This window comes from Tumebacillus flagellatus, from assembly GCF_000714935.1.
Classification (GTDB): Bacteria; Bacillota; Bacilli; order Tumebacillales; family Tumebacillaceae; genus Tumebacillus; species Tumebacillus flagellatus.
In genome coordinates, this window is record NZ_JMIR01000035.1 from 1 (window position 1) to 19,579 (window position 19,579).

Consider the following 19,579-nt stretch of genomic DNA (forward strand, 5'->3'; position numbering starts at 1 on the left):
GTGAAAGCATAGACGGCGTGACGATGCCCATTGCTAATTGCGATTGCGTCAAGCCTTTTTTCATGCGGAACTGACGAAGACGTTGCCCGAAGGTTTCCATTCTTCCTGACCTCCTATCTGAATTAAGAACATGCGCACACCAAACGCTCTCTATCCGTGATCGTAAATCCTCGGCGTGAAATTCAGCAATTCTCAACTAAACTAAAAGAATCATCATAATTAATGAAATGCATTGAGTGAAAAGAGGAAATCCAATATAATAGTTTGGAGAATTTGTGAACGGTGGTGGTCACTCATGTATCAAACGAAAGAACATGAAACGACAGAAACATTAGGGGAACGTATCCGACGGCTCCGCAAGGAACGTGAAATTTCTCAGGCAAAATTGGCCAAGATGTGCGGAGTAACCATGAGTTGGATCAGCCAAATTGAGACTGGACGAGAGGATGTTTCTCCTGCTCTCTTGAACAAAATGGCCGCCGCATTCAAATTACCGATCCGTGAATTGCTTCTTGGTGAAGAAGAGCATATGGAGATCGTGAGCCGAATTAAGTTGATTGAGGTTTTATTGGAATCAAATCAGCCTGATGAGGCAGAATCTTATATTCAAAGTTTGATCCAGCATCCCGATCTGAATGATAAGGAACGGATGATATTGACTGTTCACTTGGCGGAATGTCGATATCAGCAACAAAGATATTCTGACACGTTGGACGTTTTACAACCATTAACGAACAAGTTAGAATCCGACAATTACCACGACGCAGAATTTTTAGCAAAAATCAGAAACAATATCGGCAAAGTCTATCATCAACGTCAAGACTACACCAATGCCTATTACAACTATCGAAAAGCCTTTGACTACACATTGCGATTCCCAACCCAAACTATGTTATCTGCTCATATTTCTTTTAACGTAGCAACCACTTTACTGCGCAGAGGGAATCCAGAAGACGCTTTGAGCTATCTTAAACTCGCCCACGAATATTATAAAAATAACAATTGTCTTGTTGACTTGGCACATACTATCTACCATCAAGGTATCTCGTATAAAAATTCGAAAGAATTCCAAAAAGCGACAGAGTGCTTTCAAATTGCAAAAATCATCTTAGAGGCACAAAGTGAATTAAAGCAGGCAATCATTGTTCAACAGGCTAATGCTTCTGAAGTGACAGCACACTACAATCCAACTCTTGCCCTAGACCAACTCAAAGAATGTTTGGATGCTTATCGCTCACTTCGTGATTTTCCTCGACTCGTTCTTGTTCACTCTAAAATTGCAAAAATTCATCTGAAGCATAATCATCAAGAGCAGGCTTATAAACATTTATCAGATGCCGAAAATATTGTATTGTCTCAATCCATCACAGATTGCGGCGTAACAGCAGAATTTTATAAAATTCGCACATTATTTGAATACACCATCCGTAATTACATCCAAGCAATAAATTTCGCCAACATGTCTTACGAATTTTTTGGTAAAATAGGTGCATTGAAAGATCAAATTGAAGTCATAGAAATTGTTGTTGGTGCATATGAACATCAAGGAGATTTTCAAAATGCACTGTCTTGGGAGAAAAAACGAAGTGAACTCTTTTCGATCCTGTATGAAGGGAAAGGAATCCTATGAAAAAAATCCTACTCGTCATCCTAGTGTTTGGAGTCTGCACCTTATGGAACGCGTACTCATCCACTACAAAAGCAATTGCTTATGACGATCTGATTGGTCCAAAAGGAGTCATGCAAAATAATTCTCACCTATAGCGCCCATCCGGTGCTTTTTTCTTATTCTATAAAATCAACTCTTCTTCCATCTCTATCTGATTGACGATCCATGCCCCCTCTGTTACTGTTTGAATACAACTGATAAGAATGATGAACTCATTTCCTGGAATGATCTAGCGGATGTCTCTGACTACGTTATGTCCTCGAAAGTTCTTCAGAGATCGGCTCTTTCACTTCAAAATGGCCCGCAAGTGCTCATTTCACCAAATGAGTGTTTGCGGGCCATTTTGCATCCATCAAAGTCTCAGCGCAACAAAAAAGGACCGGGCCCTTGGCCCGATCCTTTTCTCTCGTATTACGCGTCTTGATATTCCTGCTCCTGCGCCGCGAGCATGGCGGCCCGCTTCTTCCAGGACCATTTGGAGATCAAGATCGACACTTCATACAGCAAAATCATCGGCGTCGCCACCGCCAAGTGCGAGGTCAGCTCCGGCGGGGAGATCATCGAAGCGATGATCACCATGACGAAGTAGGCGTACTTGCGCACTTTGATCAGCGTTTGCGGCGCGAGAATTCCGATCCGGCTCAAAAACATCACCGCGACCGGCATCTCGAAGATAAACCCGAACGGCAACACCATCATGTTCATGAACGAGAAATAGTTGCTCGCCGTGTAACTCATCGTGAACCGCGAAGAGCCCAGTTCGTAGAGGAACTTGTACAGCAGCGGAAACACGAGGAAATACCCGAAGCAAATCCCCGCGATGAACATGCCGAGCACCAGCGGGATGTAGCGGAACGCCACTTTCGCTTCCCGCTCCTCCAGCGCCGGCTGGATGAACTTCCAAACGTGATACAGCAAAAACGGCAGGGTCAATCCAATCGCCGCCATGCCGGCGACGGTGAAGTAGACTTTGAGAATCTCGCCGGGACCGAGCACCGTCAACTTGATCGGACCGAGCTCCGGAAACATCCGGTTGGCGTCGTTGACCAAGAAGTTATAGATCGGGTCGACAAACACGAACGTGATGATCAGGCAGATCAAGAAAATGACCAGCACCCAGATGATCCGCTTGCGCAACTCCGACAGATGGCTGACTAACGGTTGTTCCTCTTGACTCAACGGGTTGTTCACTCCTTAACCCAAATCGGGGGAGGAATTCTTACTTCGATTCCGCTTGCGCCGCGCTGTCGGTATGCACGTGCTGCGGAGTTTGGAGTTGTTCGGTTTTGACGACGTCGACTTTCTTCGGAGACACGGAGACTTCATCATCCTCGGTGAGACCCTTGGTCGCCGATTTGAATTCCTTGAGCGTCTTGCCGAATGCTCTGCCGATTTCCGGCAGCTTGTTCGGGCCAAAGATGATGAGTGCGAGGACGAGAATCAGAATCAATCCCGGAAATCCAATGTTGGAAAACATGCGATACGGTACCTCCTGCGGGAGTATGATTAGTGGGACGGCGGGGCGTTACGCAGAACCCGCGCCAGGATCATATGGATCAGACCTTCGACATCTTCTCTATCATACACTCCCGCACCCTCGTCCGCAATCGGGGGCCGACTGGATTCGACAGCGTAGGCGAGAACGTTCGACAACTGTTCAAGTTTCTCCGCCGAGGGCAGGACGATCTTGGACAAATCGGATCGTTTCCAGCCTTCCACGACGATCACGTCCAGCCCCAGCGCCGGGTCGGACAACTGCTCCAACCAAGCGTCCAGCGGCGGTTCCTCTCGATACGTCCTCTGCCAAAAAGCCTCTGTCCGTCCCGCGACCAACACCACGTCCGCACCCGCCCCGCGATGTTTCGAAGAGTCCGTCCCCTCCGCGTCCAACCGCAGTTCATGCGCGCCGTCGTGCTTGCAAGTGCCCACGCGATAGCCGAGTTGCGTCAATCCCGCGACGAGCTTCGCCACCAGCGTGGTCTTGCCGGAGTTTTTATAGCCGACGACCGCGAAAGCGGGAACCCGGCGGGTCATGCGAGACTCCCGAGATTCCCGCGCCCGCGACTCCCCAGCACGCGACTGATTCGTTTTTTCATTACAACAACCCGCCGTGTCCGAGCTCCGCGATTTCTTGACGTGTGACCGTCTCGCCCGCGAGCACGCGCGGGAGCAACATATCAAACGACGTGAACTCGTCAAAAATCACACAGCCCGGCAGCCCGAAGATCGGCATCCCTTCGCGGTACGCCAGCATCATCATCGAACCCGGCAACACCGGCATCCCGTACGAAACAACGTGCGTCGCCGCCGCTTTGATCGCGCCCGGCGTCCGATCGTCCGGGTCCACCGACATGCCGCCCGTGCAGAGCACCATGTCCGCTCCCTCCGCATGAAACGCTTCAATCGCCGCCCGAATGTCGTCCACCGCGTCGCCGACGATCTTCTGTTCAATCACACGGGAGCCGAACTTCTCCAGTTTCGCCCGCACCACCGGGCCGAATTTATCTTGAATCCGGCCCTTCAGCACTTCCGAACCGGTCGTCACGACCCCGACGCGCAAAGCTCGAAACGGTTTGACTGTAAACACATTCATTTCCCGCGCAATTTTTTCGACCGCTTCGACTTTTTCCGCGCCGACCGTCAGCGGGATGGCACGCAAGCCGCAAATCTTATCGCCGGGCTCCAACACCGTGTTGTTTTTTCTGGAAACGACGGCGATTTCGTCGATCGAGTTGATGCGGGTCAGGCACTCGATGTCGACTTTCAGCAAGCCTTGAATCGCCGACTTCAGCACGACTTTGCCCTCGTGCGGGTCTTCAAACGTCATGTGCTCGCCGCCGAGCACCGCCGCCATGCGCAGCGCCGCGTCGTCCTCATGCAGTTCGTCCGCGCCCAATTCGAGGACGTAGATGTGTTCTTTGCCGATCTTGAGCAGTTCGGGGATGTCTTCTTCGCGGAGGATGTGGCCTTTGGTGAAGGCCCGTCCTTTGAAGACTCCCGGGACGATGCGTGTCAAATCGTGCGCGAGGCGCATCCCGATCGCGTCTTCGACGCGGACTTCCTTTTTCACAGAAGCTCCCCCTCTCTTATTGCAGCACCGGCAGTTCTTCCGGCCCTTGGTACGGGAATTCCACCATCATCTCCGAGCGGTCTTCCGTCACGTAGAAGCGGCAGCCGACGTTTTGCTGCATCCACATCAGCGCGTCGCGCGGCACGTCGAAGCCGTCGCAGTAGATCTGATGCTCCGGCAGTTCCGACTCCGGATCATCCGCTTTCAAATAGAGCTTAAAGCGCGAATTCGGGTTCTCTGCATCTTCGAGAATGTAAAAAACGAACAGGTCGCGGTGCTCCCGCAGCGCTTCCTTGCCAAACTCCGCAAACGCGCGCACAAACGGTGCCTGCGGGTCTTCCGCCACGATCGCGTACTCTTGGCCGTTCTCCGTCCCGGCGATAAACTCGCGGAGGAATTTGTCGCGCGCGGCAAAGTCGCTTTTCTTCTCCTCGCCGATTTTGCAGCGGAAATTCCACTCAAACCACGCCGCCGCTTCCCGGTCGCCGCCATATCCCAAAGCCAACAAGTATTCACTCATGCTGTTCAAATCCTTCTCTCTTCCATAAGATACACGCCCGCTCATACTCCTCTGGCGTGTTCATGTTCAAAAACGGATCCGGCGCGCCTCCCGCCCACCGCTCCGTCGGTATGTAGAGCACATTCAACTTCGCCAAAAAACGCCGCATCGCATTCTCGCCCTGCGCCAACTGGGCTGCTGCAACTTCGCGCACGCGAGCCCGATACACGGCACAAACCGGAAAGAGATGTCCGTCTCCTCCCTCACAGGGCACCACGGCGTCCAACTCCGGGTCTCCCTCCAACTCCGCCAGCAAATCGCGCAACACTTCGGCGCGCAGAAACGGCAGATCGCAGCTCAGCAACACGGCCGCCCGCTCCGGCTCCATCCCTTGAAGCCCTGCATGCAAGCCCGCCAACGGCCCTTGACCGGGATAAACATCCCGGATCGAAGCAAGACCAAAGTCCCGCATACGGCGTGCGTCAACCGGATCATTCGTAACCGCGATGACTTCTTGGCATACCGTCCTCAGTCTATCATAAGAATGCATCAACAAAGGACGGTTGGCAAACGTCAGCCACTGTTTCGGCACACCCATACGCATCGACTTGCCGCCGGATAAAATGATTCCTTTTGCAACCGAAATTTCATTTAATTTGTTCATAGTAAGTATAGGAATGTAATTTTCTCCTCTAGGGCTACTGTCATATACAAGGTGCCTATGCTACACTACAAGTATCTGGAAGACCCTTTGAAGCCCACAGACGTTTTGCAGGAAAGGAGTCGTACTCGCCATGTTGACCATCCTTCGATTCCTGACCAATTACGAAGCGTTTTTGGTCATGGCACGTTGTTTTTTGACGTTGCTTTTGTTGCTATTTGCGGGGAATCCCGCCATGGTGGGCGCGTTTTTTTACTTTGCAGGCACATCGCTTGGTCTTCTGCTTACGTATCGACGTTGGCAGAACCGCCACGTCCTTTGGCACGCGGTCAAAGTGCTGGATCTCTTCGTCGTCTCCGGCATGGTCTATCTCGGCGGCGGTCTGGACAGTGATCTCTACTACTATTATTATCTGACAATGGCGATTGCGTCTTACATTCATGAAGATTCATACGCCCTGAACTTGGCGTTCACGGTTGCGGTCAACGCCGTCTATTTGGTGACGCTCTTGCTGTCGCCGGGAACGGTGACGTGGCAAGCGATCGTGTTTCGGTCGGTGATGTTTCTCGCGGTGTCGCTGTTGTTCCCGGTGATGTCGTATGTCGAGCATCAGCGACAAGCGACGGAGGAGCGGGAACGCCGCGCTCAAGCGGAACGAGACCGCTTGGAGCGCGAGATGGAGAGCATGAACCGCGAAGTGGCACAGTATGCGTTTGACCTGCACCAGATGGCGGTGCTGGATCAGCTGACGAAGCTCCACAACCACAACTATTTTCACACGCGAATCATCGTGGAAACCGAAAAGTCCAAACAGCAAGGCAAGTCGGTCGCGTTGATTTTGTTCGATATCGACAACTTCAAGCGCGTCAATGACACGTACGGACATTCTGTCGGCGATGAAGTGCTGCGCTCGATTTCCAGCCGTTTGCTGCAGGTCTCGCAAGGCACGTATTGGGTGCCCTGCCGCGTGGGCGGTGAAGAGTTGGCGCTGTTGGTGCCCGACGCCGACTTGCAAGCCGGGTACGAAGCGGCGGAGCGCGTGCGCTCGGAGATCGAAAAAGTGCGGGTGCCGATCCCGACGGGCGAGTTGCTCAACGTCTCCGTCTCGGTCGGCGTGGCGTCGTTCCCGGAGAACTGCAGCACCCACCAGCAGATGATCGACCGCGCCGACCAAGCGATGTACGCCGCCAAGCGCGGCGGCAAAAACCGCACGGTCAAATATGACGAGGGGCTCGCGTCTTGCAAAACCCCGACAATGTAAAGTCTAGTGAAGCAGCACGGAATTGGCAAACGCCGTTTCCGTGCTGTTTTTTGCTGTTATCCGCAGTTTTTTCAGGGTTACATCCGCCTATACACACGGGCTTCTGTCACCACCGCATCCAAGCGGGCGTCGTGCGGTTCCAAGGGAACGGCGTCCAGCATTTGCAACTCGTACGCCACCGCGATGCGCGGAGTGCCCGGCTTCAACTTCGGGAGGAAGCGGTCGTAATACCCGCCGCCGTAGCCCAAGCGGCCTCCTTCTCGGTCGAAGCCGACGCCGGGGAGGACGACGAGGTCGATCTCTTCCGCGTCCACCGTGTCGGAGCGGTTCGCGGGCTCGCGGATGTCGTACGCGCCGAGAATCACATCGTCTGCACAACGCAGCTTCACGGGGATGAGGCGGCGTTCGTCGACGATCGTGACGGGGGCGCAGACCGTCTTGCCTTGGGCGATGCCCCATTCAATCAAGCCGCGTGAAGAAACTTCGGCGCGGAAGTCGAGGTAGACGAGCATCGTGTTCGCCGCCTGCACCTCCGGCAGCGCGAGGAGGCGGTTGAGGATTTTTTGATCGAGTGCGGCGCGCGCTTCCACTGAAAGAGTCTGACGTTCATCCAGCAGACGGCGGCGCAGTGCTTTTTTTTCCGCGGGGTTCATGGCGATCCCTCCTGTCGTGTCTCTTCCATGATAGCATGGAACGATTTGCCCTGCTTGAATCTCCCGCGAATCCTCACACTAGCAAAAAAGACACCATCCAGCGCGGATTTTCCCGTTTGACGCTGCACTTCAACATCACCGCAAACCCCGCCGAGGTCAAAAAATTCACCACCGTCACCGACAGCCACGGCATCGCGACGACGTTCGCGTTTGACGACTATCAAACCAGCCCCTACACGTTGATGCCGTTTGTCCTTACAGGCCCCGTTGGAAAAAACGAAACCTACACGATCAAGATCGCCGGCGGGCCGAACGGGTTGCACGACGCGTACGGACATGCGTTGGCGAGCGACGTCCTGTTCACGTTCAAAACGGCTGCCAACACGTTCATAGACCCGCGCCGAAGCCGCACAGATTCTGTCCAAGTACATGGGAATTTGATATCATTAAGAGAAGCCGGTCCGGGTGATCGGCTTTTCTTTTTTGGAAAAAAGGAGGTGGCCGCCGCGATGCAACTGAATCGGTTGTTTGAGTTTCACAAAGCGTTGGCCGATCTAACGCGCATCCGCATCTTGGCCCTGCTCGCCGGCGGCCCTTTGCACGGGCAAGCGCTGGCAGGCAAACTGGGCGTCACGCCGTCCACGATCACGCACCACATGACGAAGTTGCGCGACGCGGGGTTGATTCGCGAACATCGGGACAAAAACACGATCTACTTCTCGCTGAAGAAGGACGTGTTGGAACAGCATGCCTTCGCGATCGTCGACTTGGTGAACAAACCGGAACTCGCAGACGACGAGGAGACGCAGGCGGAGAAAGCCGACAAGCAGCGCCAAGCGGTGCTCGACAACTTCTTCGACGCGAACGGCCGCCTCAAGCAGATCCCGGCGCAGCGCAAGAAGCGACTGATGATCTTCGAGCACCTGTTGCGCGGCTTGAAAGCAGGTCGGACGTACACGGAATCGGAGATCAACGACTACATACGCAACTACCACGACGACTGCGCGACGATTCGCCGCGAGTTTATCGCCAATCACTATATGTACCGCGAGAACGGGCTGTATGAGCTGAACCCGCCGGAGATGTGGGCGAAAATCGAATAAGGGAGTCAAATGGCTTCGAGGAGGAGACAGCATGAACTTGCGAAGAGACGGAGAGCGGGTGTACATTCGCCCGATGAAGCGGAGCGACGCCGCGGCGCTGTATGAAGTGCGGACGCGGAACTTGGATTTTTTTCAAACGTATGAGCCGATTCGGGCGAAGTTGGTGTTGAGCTTGGAAGATTACCAAGCGCGGATCGAGGACGACATTCTGCATTGGCAAGAGCAGACGGGATATACGTTCGGGGTGTTTTTGCGGGAGACGGACGAGTTTGTCGGGCGCGTGTCGCTTAGCAACATCGTCTACGGCGCGTGGAAAAACTGCACGATCGGCTACTTCATGGACCAGCGGCACAACGGCAAGGGCTACACCACGGAAGCGGTCGCGCTCGCGGTCGACTTTGCGCTCACCGACGGCGGTCTGCACCGCGTTCAAGCGGCGGTGATGCCGTGGAACCAAGCGTCGATCCGCGTGGTGGAGAAAGTCGGGTTCCGTTTTGAAGGGCTGTCGAAGTGGTACTTGCAGATCAACGGCAAGTGGGAAGACCACAACATCTACGCCGTCACGCAAGAGGACTGGCACAAATAGAAAAACGCATGGGCACCCCCTTCCGTGTCCATGCGTTTTTGTTATTTTATCCGTTGGCGAACCCTTGCATCAGCAAATCGACCATGCGCTCGGCGTTGCTTTCGTCGATATCCTCGATCTCGTTGATCATCGCCCAATGGACGCTGCTTTGCATCGCACCCCAGCAGATCAAGGCGGCGTCAATCGGGTCGACGGCGCGGAATTCGCAGCGGTTGATGCCGTGCTGGATGATCGCGGCGAGCTCCCGCAAGTTGCGGTTTTGCTCGTCGCGCATACGGGTGAGGACTTCGCGGTCCTTATGCATCTGTGTGAGTTGTTCCATGTTCAACTTGTGGAACCTGACCATTTGCGGAAACTGCTTGATGTGAAACTTGGTGTACGCTAAGATTTTATCCCGTGCGCTCTCATGAGGCTCGGTAGCGGCGAGAAGTTCTCGCATGTATTTTTCCCGAAAATAGTGGATGACTTCGAACAGCAACGTTTGCTTGTCCTTGAAGTAGAGATAGACCGTTCCCTTGGCCACGCCTGCTTCTGCAGCGATTTGCTCAACTTTGGAATCGTGGAACCCTTTGGTTCCGAAAGCGCGGGCGGCGGATTGCAAGATCAGTTCGCGCTTGTCTGTGATTTCCACGTGATCCCCCCTCTTTCTCGCACCTCTTCTATATAGATTCAACCTGAGTGCCGTGTGAGGGGCGCTCAGGTTGAATCTCGGATGAAGTCTGAAACGGTGTTTATTCTTGGACGGCCGTTTGAGCCGGTTTCACTTCTTGCTGCGGTTTGGCGTTATTCCCGCTGATCTTCATTTTACCCACGAACAGCGAGACAATCAAACCGGCGGCGCAGAACCAGATCGAAACGCCGTAGATCGAGTGCAGGGAGTCGAGCAAAGAGTCTTTCAGAATCGGCGTCACTTGCGTCGCAAACAGATCGGAAATCTGCTTCGGCAGTTGCTTCAAGAAGTCGGCGTTCAACAGCGAGGAATACAGACCTTGGGGGTTGTTGTGCGCCATGTCGAGCAGTTTTTCGGAATTCGGGCCCATCTGGCTGAGAATCGGGTCGAGTTTGTTGCCGATGTCGCCGATCGAACGGTGGTTGAACACCGCGCCGAGCATCGCGATCCCGACGGTGCCGCCGATCGAGCGGAAGAACGCGTTGGACGACATGACCGTGCCGCGCATCTGCATCGGGAACGCTTCTTGCAACGCAATCCCGAGCGACGGCATGATCAAGCCCATGCCAAGGCCGAGCACGATCATTTCAATAGAAGCTTTCAATTGCGTCGTGTCGAGGCCCAGTTGGCCGAACAGAGCGAAAGCGACCATCATGATCCCCATACCCGCGACCAGCATCGGACGCAAGCCGACTTTGATCAAGAGGCGCGATCCGAGGATCGAGGTGACGATCATCCCGAGCATCATCGGGGTCATCGTGGACGCGGCTTTCGTCGCCGACATTCCGACAACGCCTTGCATGAGCAGCGGAGTGAACGTCAGCGCGCCGAACATGCCAAGCGACATGAGGAAGCCGATCAAGTTGACGATCGAGTAGGTTTTGTTCTTGAAGAGGCTGAGCGGCAAGATCGGGTCTTTCGCTTTGCTTTCCGCGATCAGGAAGAAGATCAAGAACACGGCGAAACCTGCAAACAGCGAGATGATCTGCCAAGAGCCCCACGCATAGTTCTTGCCGCCCAGCGAGAGCGCCAAGAGCAAGGAGACGATGGAGATGACCATCGTGAAAATGCCGAACCAGTCGATGGAGACTTCCTTCTTCTGGAACGCACCTTCAAGGCCGAACCAGATGAACACGGTAGCGATGATGCCAAACGGAAGGTTGATGTAGAAGATCCAGCTCCAGTTCCAGTGGTCGACGATCCAGCCGCCCAATTGCGGGCCGAGAACGGAAGAGAGACCGAAGACTGCCATGAACATCCCTTGGAACTTCGCGCGGGACGCGCCGGTGGTGATGTCGCCGATGATCGTCATCGCAAGCGGCATCAGCATCCCGCCGCCAATCCCTTGGATCGCGCGGTAAATCGTCAATTGCATCATCGAATCGGCCAAGCCGCAGAGGGCGGAACCGATGATGAAGATAATCATCCCGATCAGGTACAGAGAGCGGCGGCCGAAGATGTCGGCGAGCTTCCCGGCGATCGGAACGACCGAGGTGGACGTCAACAAGTATGCGGTGGTAATCCAGGTCAACAGTTCGATGTGACCCAGTTGCCCGATGATCGTCGGCATCGCGGTGCCGACAACCGTTTGGTCAAGAGACGAGAAAAACAATCCGAGCAACAACCCGATGATGACCAGCGTCCGTTTCTTGCTCGGTGCGGCCAGATCGGTCGGTTGTGCTCCAACAGCTTGTTCTGACATGTGTGTATCACTCCTACTCCTACTTGGTTGGTCTTTGTCTGTTCGGTGATGACTGACGGGTCAGTCACGAGAGCTATTATAGAATGACCCGCAGGTCAGTGTCAACTCTTTTCAAAAAAATGGGTGGTTGCACATTCGACCTCCCGAGCAAAATAAGGTATTCTGTTCCTGTTGAGTCAACATGAAGAGCGGGGAGATTTTTGGATGGAGAACTTAGAGCAACTGCTGCTGGAGAAAGTACCGGACGGAGCGCTGACGCAAGCGACGCTCAACAACGTCCGCAAGAAAGACCCGGCGGGTTTTTCCAAAGTCGATGTGAAGCCGGTGAAGTTACGAGACGAGCTGTTCTACCAGTTCAGCTACTACTATAGCCAGAAGGTTCAGCACGAGAATTTGACTCCGAGTGAAGCGGCTCAGAAGATGCTGGCTCTATTTGAGGAAGTGTTCAAGCAGGGCCTCCTGCACACGGCGGACGCCGATTACCAAGTGTTGATTTCCAAGAAAGGCAAAGTCACGATCTTGAAAAAAGCCCCTACCCGCACTCGGGTGGAGCTTTCGCACAACCGCAAGAAGCAGTATCTGCTGGAAGAGGGCACGCCGATTCCTTTTTTGGTGGAGTTGGGCGTGATGACGGCGGAAGGCAAAGTCGTGGCGAAGCGGTATGACAAATTCCGCCAGATCAATCGTTTCTTGGAGATGATCGAGGATGTGGTGCCGAGTCTTCATCAGGAGCGGACGCTGAACATCGTGGACTTCGGGTGCGGGAAATCGTATCTGACGTTTGCGCTGTATCATTATCTGCACGAGATTCGCGGGTTGAACTTGAACGTGATCGGGTTGGATCTGAAGGAAGACGTGATCGCGCATTGCAACGCGATGTGCGCGCGGTTCGGGTACGGCGAGAATTTGAAGTTTCTCGTGGGCGACATCGCGCAGTACAACGAGTTGGACCGCGTGGACATGGTGGTGACGCTCCATGCGTGCGACACCGCGACCGATGCGGCGCTGGAGAAAGCGGTGCGTTGGGAGGCGGACGTGATTCTGTCGGTGCCGTGCTGCCAGCATGAGTTGTTTGCGCAAGTGGAGAACGAGACGCTCTCGCCGATGCTCCGGCACGGGATCATCAAGGAGCGGTTTGCGGCGCTGGCGACCGATTCGGTGCGGGCGCACCTGTTGGACATCGTTGGGTACAAAACGCAGCTGCTCGAATTCATCGACATGGAGCACACGCCGAAAAACCTCCTGATCCGCGCCGTGAAAAGCAAAACAACCGCCGCGGAGCGGGACAAGCTGGTGCAGAGCTATCTAGAATTCAAACGCTTCCTGCACATTGAGCCCTATCTGGAAAGGGCGCTCGCGGACCGTCTTGAGATTCCGCAAGTGGATATGTTAAAATAAAGAAAGACCCTAGGTGCGGGTAACACCTACGGTCGATTGCACAAAGGAATGACCCTCGTTTGAGGGTGGTTGGCTCTCTATTTTTTTGGGAAATAGACCGCGCGAATCGGGCAGACTCAGGCGGTCTATTTTTGTTTTTTAAACGACAGAATTGCTACGATCAGAAGTCCGAAGGTAAGCATGAGGTAAAGTGCCTCGAAAACTGTCATTCTGCTCACCTCCTTACATACGGAGATGAGCCAACCACCCTTGCTGCGAGCCGTTATTCAATTGTGCTAGTTCGAATTATACCATAGGGAAATTATAGTTTGGAATGCTTAAAAGAGCAGCATCCGACTTACTGGATGCTGCTTTCTTCATTAAATGCCCTTCTTCCCCGGATACCACCCCAGCTTCACAAACAGCCACGGTACCCCCAGCGTCGCGCCGAAGCCGACGAAGGCGTAGCGGAGCAGGTCCATGACTCCGTTTTCGGGGAGGGCGGTTTTTAAGACGAAGCGCAGCAGGAAGACGAGCAACAACCCGAGCAGCGTCGGCACCACTCGATCTTGCCAACGTTTCGGCAATTGCATCCCCACACGCTTGCTCTCCAACAAATACCCGATCCACCCCCCCAGCAAAAACCCCACCAACTTCATCCCGTCCGTCTGGTGGTAAAACGCCAGCAACACCAACGGAAACAACAACCCCAGCGCCACTTTCACGCTGTGCCCGAGCTTGCGCACAAACGTCGCGTCCGCCCACGCCATTCCGCTGACGAAACACAACCCGAACACCAAACCACCCGCCACGTCAATCGGCCAGTGCACGCCCAAATACAACCGCGAAAACATGATCGTCAAGATCACAAACGCCGCCAGCAGCGCAAACCACTTTTTCTTCACGACGGAAGCCAAATACCCCCAGTACGTCGCCGATCCCTGCGAATGCCCGCTTGGAAACGACATCCCCGTCGCCGACGACGTGTACAAACTGCGAATCCCCTCGACCCCGATCGGCCGCGGCGTCGAGAAGAAAAACTTCAACCACGCATTCACAAACATCGAACACGCCAGCACGATCGCCAGCCGAATCCCCACCCGCTTGTTCACCGCATAATAAATCAACGGCACCGTCGCGATGTAAAACTCCTCGTCCCCGATAAACGAAAACCCGATCATCAACTTGTCCATCCACGGCGACGCCACGGTCTGAATCGCCTGCAACATCTCCACTTGTGTCACGTCCGACTTGCCCCCTTGTCCTCGATGCTCTTCTTTCATACATATGAGGACACGCGCGCGACTAGGCTTTTTTTTCCCCTTCATGTGCGTTACACTAAAAAGAACCAGTTTTGAAAGAGATAAGGTGATCCTATATGATTCTCGTGCAAGCGAATGACATAAAAAAATCCTACGGCACCGACGTGATCTTGGAGAACGCCTCCGTCGTCGTCCAAGACCGCGAACGCGTCGGGCTGATCGGCGTCAACGGCGCCGGCAAGTCCACATTGCTCAAAATCATCGCAGGTGAAATGTCGTACGACTCCGGCCAAATTCATATCGGCAAGGAAACCACCGTCGGCTACCTCGCCCAGCACTCGCAAATCGACTCCAACCAAACGATCTGGGACGAGATGGTCTCCGTCTACGCCGACCTGAAGCAACTCGAAACCAAGATGCGCGATCTCGAACGGAAAATGGCCGAGCCCTCCGTCTACGAAGACGAAACCCTGTTCGCCCAATACTCCGAACAGTACGCCCGCCTCACCCAAGACTTCACCGATCAAAACGGCTACGCAGTCGACGCCAAAGTCCGCTCCATCCTCCACGGCCTCGACTTCCCGGAAGCGATGCACGGCCGCCTCGTCAACTCGTTGTCCGGCGGGCAGAAGACCCGGCTCTTGCTCGGCAAACACTTGCTGACTCAGCCGAACCTGCTGATCCTCGACGAGCCGACCAACTACCTCGACATCCGCACGCTCACGTGGCTTGAAGATTATCTCAAAAACTACCCCGGCGCTCTGCTCATGGTCTCCCATGACCGCTACTTCCTCGATTCGCTGATCAACGTGATCTACGAGATGGAACGCGGCAAAACCCGCCGTTGGAAAGGCAACTACTCCGACTTCTTGGAGCAGAAAGCCGCCGAACTCGCCCAACAGCAGAAGCGCTTCGACCAACAGCAAGCGGAAATCGCCAAGCTCGAAGACTTCATCCAGCGCAACATCGCCCGCGCCACCACGACCAAGCGCGCGCAATCCCGCCGCAAGATGCTGGACAAGATCGAGCGCATCGACCGCCCGATGCTCTCCACGGAGCAAGCGCACTTCTCGTTTAACATCGACAAGCAGTCCGGCAACGAAGTGCTGAAAGTCGACGGCGTGTCGCTTGGATACGGCGAGAAAGTCCTGTCCCAAAACATCACGTTCGAAGTCCTGCGCGGCGAACGCGTGGCGCTGATCGGCCCGAACGGGATCGGCAAGACGACGCTGCTGAAAGCGATCAACGGCAAACTCGACCCGCTCGCGGGCCGTCTGAAGCTCGGCACCAACGTCTCCGTCGGCTACTTCACCCAACAGCAAGAGGACCTCACCCCGTCGAAAACCGTGCTGGGCGAAGTCTGGGACGCGTTCCCGCACCTCGATTTGACGCGGGTGCGGACGGTGCTTGGCAACTTTCTTTTTTCCGGAGACGATGTGCAGAAATTGGTCGGGTCGCTCTCCGGCGGCGAACGCAGCCGCGTGGCGCTCGCGAAATTGATGCTGAAGAACTCCAACTTCCTCATCCTCGACGAGCCGACCAACCATCTCGACCTGCTCTCCAAGGAAGTGCTTGAGAACGCGCTGGAAGACTATCCGGGGACGTTGCTGTTCATCTCCCATGACCGCTACTTCGTCAACCGCCTCGCCACCCGCGTCGTCGAGCTGTCGGAGAACGGCGTCGCCTCCTACCTCGGCAACTACGACGACTATCTGGAGAAGCTGGAGCAAATCGAAGCGGAGAAGCGCGAGAAAGAAGCGCAGGAAGCCGCCAACGCCAAAGCGAAAACCGGCACAGCGGTTGCCGAAATCCCCCTCGACGACGCCCAAGCCCGCCGCCAAGCGGACAAGGAACAAAAACGCATCGAAAAACGCCGCCTCGACCGCCTCGCCAAAGTCGAAACGCGCATCGCGGAACTTGAAGAACAGATCTCGGCGCTGGAAGCGGACCTCTGCCTCCCGGAAGTGTTCTCCAACCACGAACTCGCCGCCGAGAAAAACGACGCGCTCCAAACCGCCAAGGAAGAGCTCGACCAACTGATGGAAGAGTGGGCGGAACTGGAAGCGGCGGGAGAGTAGGCAATCTGGAATCACTCTTAAGAGAAACTTACTAAAAAATTTCCACCTCTTGGCAGGTGGAAGTTTTTTTTGCGCCGAATGTAGGAGTGAGGTGATCCGAATGAATCTGCTGACAGAACGTTACAGCCCGCTCGTCACCTACGTCGAGCGCGTACAACGTCAGATTGGCGCCACGGCATCGGCGCTCTACATCTGGCGGCAAGGAGACGTCATGGAGTGGTACAACGGGACCGACATCGGGCCGTCGTCGCGCTTTCACGTCCATTCCGTCCGCAAATCGTATATCGGCTTGGCACTTGCCCTTGCGCAAGAGGACGGCAAGATCGGCAGCCTCGATGACCGTGTGAGCGACTACTTGACGTACGAAAACCTCGACAGCACCACCCTTCGTCATCTGGTCACGAACACGCATGGAATGCACACCGAACCCGACGGCCGGATCGTGCGCGATCATCCGCCGGGCAAGGGCTGGCAGTATGTGAACACCGGAATTGACATGTTGCTGGAACTGATTCGGCAACAGACCGGACAATCCGTGTCCGAACTGCTCCAAGAGCGCGTGTTGAAGCCCAACGGGTTTCGCGAAACCGGCTGGGAGACCTGCGTGTCCGACGAGATGAATCTGGTGCCGGACGCGTTCGACAACGGCACGGAGCAATTCCAATTGAAGCCCGATTGCAACCTGTACGTCAGTGCGCGCGAGTTGGCGAGATGGGGGCTGTTGCACAAGGAACAACTGGGGGTCTTTGGACGCGCCACCTCCGTGCAGACGCCGAAGCTGCTGGATGAAGACTTGCCCCGCCAAGGCTACGGCTGGTACGTGCAGGACGAGTTCTGCGCGCGCTCGGAGATCGGCGAGCACGTCCCGCGCGGATCGTTTCAAATCCTCGGCGTCAACGGCTGCGCAGTGCTCGTCATCCCCGCTCTCGACATGGTCGCCGTGCGCATGTACAACAAAATCGGCAACCCGCCGGGCTACTACTACCTGCGCGACATCCGCGATTTTGGCAATCTCGCCGTACAGCTCTCCCGATAGACCCCATCCATTCGATAAAAAAATCCCCCGCACCTTCGGACTCGCCGATGTGCGGGGGATATTTTATTTCTTCTTGTTCGGAATTCCCGATGCGGGTTGGACGCGCTTGATGAAGAATGCGAGAACCAACGCCACGACCGCGAAGCCGGTAGCGTACATGAACGCGTCGTTGATGCCGTTGATCGTCGCTTCTTTCATCGCGAGACCGTAGATCATCTGGGTGGCGATCGACGACCCGTATTGGGTCGGAAGCCCGGTCGCCGACGCGAGACCCGCTCCGATCTGCGAGAAGTGCGTCGAGAGAATCGGGTTGGTCGACGTAATTTCGTTGGCGTAGTTCGCGATATGGAACTGCGTGCGGTTCGTCATGATCGTGACGAGCAACGCCGTGCCGAGCGACCCCGCCACCTGACGCGCCGTGTTGCCCGTCGCCGTGCCGTGCGCTTGGTATTGACGCGGCAGCTGGTTCATGCCTGCCGTCTGAATCGGCATCATCAACAGCGACATCCCGAACATGCGCAGGCAATACAGCATGAGAATGTGGCCATAGGTGGTGTCCGAGGTCAGTTTCGTAAATTCCCATGTCGTCCACACGGTCACGAGCAAGCCGACGATCGCCAGCAAGCGCGCCCCGATCTTGTCGAAGATCGCGCCGGAGATCGGGCTCATCACGCCCATGAGGAGCGCGGCCGGCAACATCAACAGACCGGCTTGCAGCGGCGTAAACCCGCGGATGTTCTGCAGGTAGATCGGCAGCAGAATCATCGCGGCAAACATCGCCATGTTGACGACCGACGAGATGATCGTCGTCAGCGTGAACACGTCAAACTTGAACACGCGCAGGTCGAGCATCGGTTGTTCCGCCGTCAGCTCGCGCCAGACGAACAGCACGAGCGCGATGAGACCGATGATGAGCGTGAGGAGAACTTCTGCAGAGGTCCAGCCTTGCGAACCCGCTTCCGAGAACGCGTACAGGACGCCGCCGAAGCCCAGCGTGGAGAACACAAACCCGGCGGTATCGAATTTCGGACGCGAGGTTTTCGTGATGTCCTTCATCCAGGCAAACGCGAGGCCCAAGTCGAGCAGGCCGATCGGGATGACGAGGATGAACAGAATCCGCCACGAGTAGTTTTGCACAATCCAACCGGACAGCGTCGGGCCGACGGCCGGAGCGAAGATCATCGCGATCCCCATCAGGCCCATCGCCTTGCCGCGTTTTTCCGGCGGGAAGACGGTCAAGAACACGGTCATCATCAACGGCATGATGATCCCGGCGCCGGACGCTTGCACCAAACGCCCGACCAGCATGATCGAGAAGTTCGAGGAGATCGCACAAATGACGGCGCCGAGTGTGAACAAACTCATCGCGGCGATGAACAGCTTGCGCGCTCCGAATCGTTCAATCAAGAAGGCGGTGATCGGAATCAACACGCCGTTGACCAGCATGTAGCCGGTAACCAGCCATTGGATGACGTTTGCCGACACGTTGAGGTCGTTCATCATGTGCGGCAGCGCGACGTTGATCAGCGTCTGGTTGAGAATCGCGACAAACGCGCCGAGCAGCAGGACGGTGAGCAAACGCCCGACGTGGATGTCTTGACGCGCGCCGGACGCAGCCGGAGCGGTCGGTGCTGCCGCCGCTGCGGCAGGCTTGGTGTCTTTCGAAACCGGAGCGGTTGCTTCCGGTTTGACTGCCTCCGGTTTGGTTGCCTCCGGTTTGACTGCTTCCGGTTTGGTCTCTTCCTGAGTGACCGCTGCGGCGGCCGGTTTGATTTCTTCCTCCTGCGGTGCAACGTCAGCCTCAGCCGGTTGCGTGGTTTCTTCCACAGCTTCCGCAACCGGAGTTTCGAGAACCTCTTCCTCAGACGGAGCAAGCGGCGGTTCGGTTTTGTGACGTTCCGAGCGCGGAGGAAGCGGACTTTGGTTGAAAACCGGTTCATCCACCGGCTCGA

General features: G+C 55.3%; 19 protein-coding genes. 7 read left to right on the forward strand and 12 right to left on the reverse strand.

The annotated features are described in order from the left end of the window. The first annotated feature begins 295 nt into the window (after positions 1 to 295). Complete coding sequence (locus EL26_RS24080; RefSeq protein WP_052036577.1) at positions 296 to 1,630, forward strand: helix-turn-helix domain-containing protein; 1,335 nt, start codon at positions 296 to 298, stop codon at positions 1,628 to 1,630. Positions 1,631 to 2,080: 450 nt separating this feature from the next. Here EL26_RS24080 and tatC read toward each other — a convergent pair whose 3' ends face one another. From tatC to mobA, 6 genes are all read right to left on the reverse strand, one after another. After that, positions 2,081 to 2,848, reverse strand: coding sequence for a twin-arginine translocase subunit TatC (gene tatC / locus EL26_RS18940; RefSeq protein WP_038092720.1), 768 nt, complete (start codon positions 2,846 to 2,848; stop codon positions 2,081 to 2,083). A gap of 40 nt (positions 2,849 to 2,888) precedes the next feature. Further along, the gene (locus tag EL26_RS18945) at positions 2,889 to 3,146 is read right to left on the reverse strand and encodes a twin-arginine translocase TatA/TatE family subunit (RefSeq protein WP_038092723.1); all 258 of its coding nucleotides are present in this window, start codon (positions 3,144 to 3,146) and stop codon (positions 2,889 to 2,891) included. A gap of 29 nt (positions 3,147 to 3,175) precedes the next feature. Continuing rightward, positions 3,176 to 3,703 (reverse strand): molybdopterin-guanine dinucleotide biosynthesis protein B, encoded by a 528-nt coding sequence (gene mobB / locus EL26_RS18950; protein WP_052036578.1) that lies wholly within the window; start codon positions 3,701 to 3,703, stop codon positions 3,176 to 3,178. Positions 3,704 to 3,764: 61 nt separating this feature from the next. Beyond that, on the reverse strand, positions 3,765 to 4,739 hold the full coding sequence (locus tag EL26_RS18955) for a molybdopterin-binding protein (protein ID WP_038092724.1): 975 nt from the start codon (positions 4,737 to 4,739) through the stop codon (positions 3,765 to 3,767). A 16-nt stretch (positions 4,740 to 4,755) separates the two neighbouring features. Then, positions 4,756 to 5,259, reverse strand: coding sequence for a hypothetical protein (locus EL26_RS18960; protein WP_038092727.1), 504 nt, complete (start codon positions 5,257 to 5,259; stop codon positions 4,756 to 4,758). Further along, positions 5,252 to 5,902 (reverse strand): molybdenum cofactor guanylyltransferase, encoded by a 651-nt coding sequence (gene mobA / locus EL26_RS18965; protein ID WP_052036579.1) that lies wholly within the window; start codon positions 5,900 to 5,902, stop codon positions 5,252 to 5,254. Before mobA ends, EL26_RS18960 begins: the two co-directional genes overlap by 8 nt. Before the next feature lie 130 nt (positions 5,903 to 6,032). Here mobA and EL26_RS24085 point away from each other — a divergent pair, with 130 nt between their 5' ends. Continuing rightward, positions 6,033 to 7,160: a GGDEF domain-containing protein gene (locus EL26_RS24085; protein ID WP_052036580.1), complete on the forward strand. Its 1,128-nt coding sequence runs from the start codon at positions 6,033 to 6,035 to the stop codon at positions 7,158 to 7,160. A 77-nt stretch (positions 7,161 to 7,237) separates the two neighbouring features. Here the strand turns inward: EL26_RS24085 and EL26_RS18975 are convergent, their stop codons facing one another. Continuing rightward, a complete protein-coding gene (locus EL26_RS18975; protein WP_038092730.1) occupies positions 7,238 to 7,813 on the reverse strand; it encodes a 5-formyltetrahydrofolate cyclo-ligase in 576 nt (191 codons plus the stop codon). Positions 7,814 to 8,322: 509 nt separating this feature from the next. Between EL26_RS18975 and EL26_RS18980 the strand changes: the two genes are divergently transcribed. Continuing rightward, the gene (locus EL26_RS18980; RefSeq protein ID WP_038092809.1) at positions 8,323 to 8,916 is read left to right on the forward strand and encodes a DUF2087 domain-containing protein; all 594 of its coding nucleotides are present in this window, start codon (positions 8,323 to 8,325) and stop codon (positions 8,914 to 8,916) included. 31 nt (positions 8,917 to 8,947) lie between these two features. Beyond that, a complete protein-coding gene (locus tag EL26_RS18985) occupies positions 8,948 to 9,502 on the forward strand; it encodes a GNAT family N-acetyltransferase (protein ID WP_038092733.1) in 555 nt (184 codons plus the stop codon). Positions 9,503 to 9,548: 46 nt separating this feature from the next. On the opposite strand, the gene EL26_RS18990 is transcribed toward EL26_RS18985, so the two are convergent. Continuing rightward, positions 9,549 to 10,133: a TetR/AcrR family transcriptional regulator gene (locus tag EL26_RS18990; protein WP_038092736.1), complete on the reverse strand. Its 585-nt coding sequence runs from the start codon at positions 10,131 to 10,133 to the stop codon at positions 9,549 to 9,551. A gap of 100 nt (positions 10,134 to 10,233) precedes the next feature. Next, the gene (locus EL26_RS18995; RefSeq protein WP_052036581.1) at positions 10,234 to 11,874 is read right to left on the reverse strand and encodes an MDR family MFS transporter; all 1,641 of its coding nucleotides are present in this window, start codon (positions 11,872 to 11,874) and stop codon (positions 10,234 to 10,236) included. A gap of 204 nt (positions 11,875 to 12,078) precedes the next feature. On the opposite strand from EL26_RS18995, the gene EL26_RS19000 reads away from it, so the two are divergent. Continuing rightward, positions 12,079 to 13,272 carry a class I SAM-dependent methyltransferase gene (locus EL26_RS19000; protein WP_038092741.1) on the forward strand — a complete coding sequence of 398 codons (1,194 nt, stop codon included), beginning with the start codon at positions 12,079 to 12,081 and terminating at the stop codon, positions 13,270 to 13,272. A gap of 125 nt (positions 13,273 to 13,397) precedes the next feature. Here EL26_RS19000 and EL26_RS26770 read toward each other — a convergent pair whose 3' ends face one another. Both EL26_RS26770 and EL26_RS19005 read right to left on the reverse strand, forming a co-directional pair. After that, positions 13,398 to 13,481 carry a putative holin-like toxin gene (locus EL26_RS26770; protein WP_420802074.1) on the reverse strand — a complete coding sequence of 28 codons (84 nt, stop codon included), beginning with the start codon at positions 13,479 to 13,481 and terminating at the stop codon, positions 13,398 to 13,400. 150 nt (positions 13,482 to 13,631) lie between these two features. Beyond that, positions 13,632 to 14,495, reverse strand: a complete 864-nt coding sequence (locus tag EL26_RS19005) for a phosphatase PAP2 family protein (RefSeq protein WP_052036582.1) — start codon at positions 14,493 to 14,495, stop codon at positions 13,632 to 13,634. A 134-nt stretch (positions 14,496 to 14,629) separates the two neighbouring features. Here EL26_RS19005 and EL26_RS19010 point away from each other — a divergent pair, with 134 nt between their 5' ends. Together EL26_RS19010 and EL26_RS19015 are read left to right on the forward strand one after the other, a co-directional pair. Further along, positions 14,630 to 16,591 carry an ABC transporter ATP-binding protein gene (locus tag EL26_RS19010; protein WP_038092743.1) on the forward strand — a complete coding sequence of 654 codons (1,962 nt, stop codon included), beginning with the start codon at positions 14,630 to 14,632 and terminating at the stop codon, positions 16,589 to 16,591. Between the two features lie 100 nt (positions 16,592 to 16,691). Then, entirely contained in the window at positions 16,692 to 17,627 is a 936-nt protein-coding gene (locus tag EL26_RS19015; protein WP_038092746.1) for a serine hydrolase domain-containing protein, read from the forward strand. A gap of 63 nt (positions 17,628 to 17,690) precedes the next feature. On the opposite strand, the gene EL26_RS19020 is transcribed toward EL26_RS19015, so the two are convergent. Then, positions 17,691 to 19,400: a DHA2 family efflux MFS transporter permease subunit gene (locus tag EL26_RS19020; protein WP_420802075.1), complete on the reverse strand. Its 1,710-nt coding sequence runs from the start codon at positions 19,398 to 19,400 to the stop codon at positions 17,691 to 17,693. Positions 19,401 to 19,579 lie beyond the last annotated feature (179 nt).

Bases quoted from the DNA above. Each gene is read 5' to 3' on its own strand.
- mobB (WP_052036578.1), bottom strand. From the start codon at position 3,703: ATGACCCGCCGGGTTCCCGCTTTCGCGGTCGTCGGCTATAAAAACTCC.
- EL26_RS18995 (WP_052036581.1), bottom strand. From the start codon at position 11,874: ATGTCAGAACAAGCTGTTGGAGCACAACCGACCGATCTGGCCGCACCG.
- EL26_RS24085 (WP_052036580.1), top strand. From the start codon at position 6,033: ATGTTGACCATCCTTCGATTCCTGACCAATTACGAAGCGTTTTTGGTC.
- EL26_RS18985 (WP_038092733.1), top strand. From the start codon at position 8,948: ATGAACTTGCGAAGAGACGGAGAGCGGGTGTACATTCGCCCGATGAAG.
- EL26_RS24080 (WP_052036577.1), top strand. From the start codon at position 296: ATGTATCAAACGAAAGAACATGAAACGACAGAAACATTAGGGGAACGT.
- mobA (WP_052036579.1), bottom strand. From the start codon at position 5,902: ATGAACAAATTAAATGAAATTTCGGTTGCAAAAGGAATCATTTTATCC.
- EL26_RS19010 (WP_038092743.1), top strand. From the start codon at position 14,630: ATGATTCTCGTGCAAGCGAATGACATAAAAAAATCCTACGGCACCGAC.
- EL26_RS19000 (WP_038092741.1), top strand. From the start codon at position 12,079: ATGGAGAACTTAGAGCAACTGCTGCTGGAGAAAGTACCGGACGGAGCG.
- EL26_RS18960 (WP_038092727.1), bottom strand. From the start codon at position 5,259: ATGAGTGAATACTTGTTGGCTTTGGGATATGGCGGCGACCGGGAAGCG.
- EL26_RS19015 (WP_038092746.1), top strand. From the start codon at position 16,692: ATGAATCTGCTGACAGAACGTTACAGCCCGCTCGTCACCTACGTCGAG.
- EL26_RS18980 (WP_038092809.1), top strand. From the start codon at position 8,323: ATGCAACTGAATCGGTTGTTTGAGTTTCACAAAGCGTTGGCCGATCTA.
- EL26_RS26770 (WP_420802074.1), bottom strand. From the start codon at position 13,481: ATGACAGTTTTCGAGGCACTTTACCTCATGCTTACCTTCGGACTTCTG.
- EL26_RS18975 (WP_038092730.1), bottom strand. From the start codon at position 7,813: ATGAACCCCGCGGAAAAAAAAGCACTGCGCCGCCGTCTGCTGGATGAA.
- EL26_RS18945 (WP_038092723.1), bottom strand. From the start codon at position 3,146: ATGTTTTCCAACATTGGATTTCCGGGATTGATTCTGATTCTCGTCCTC.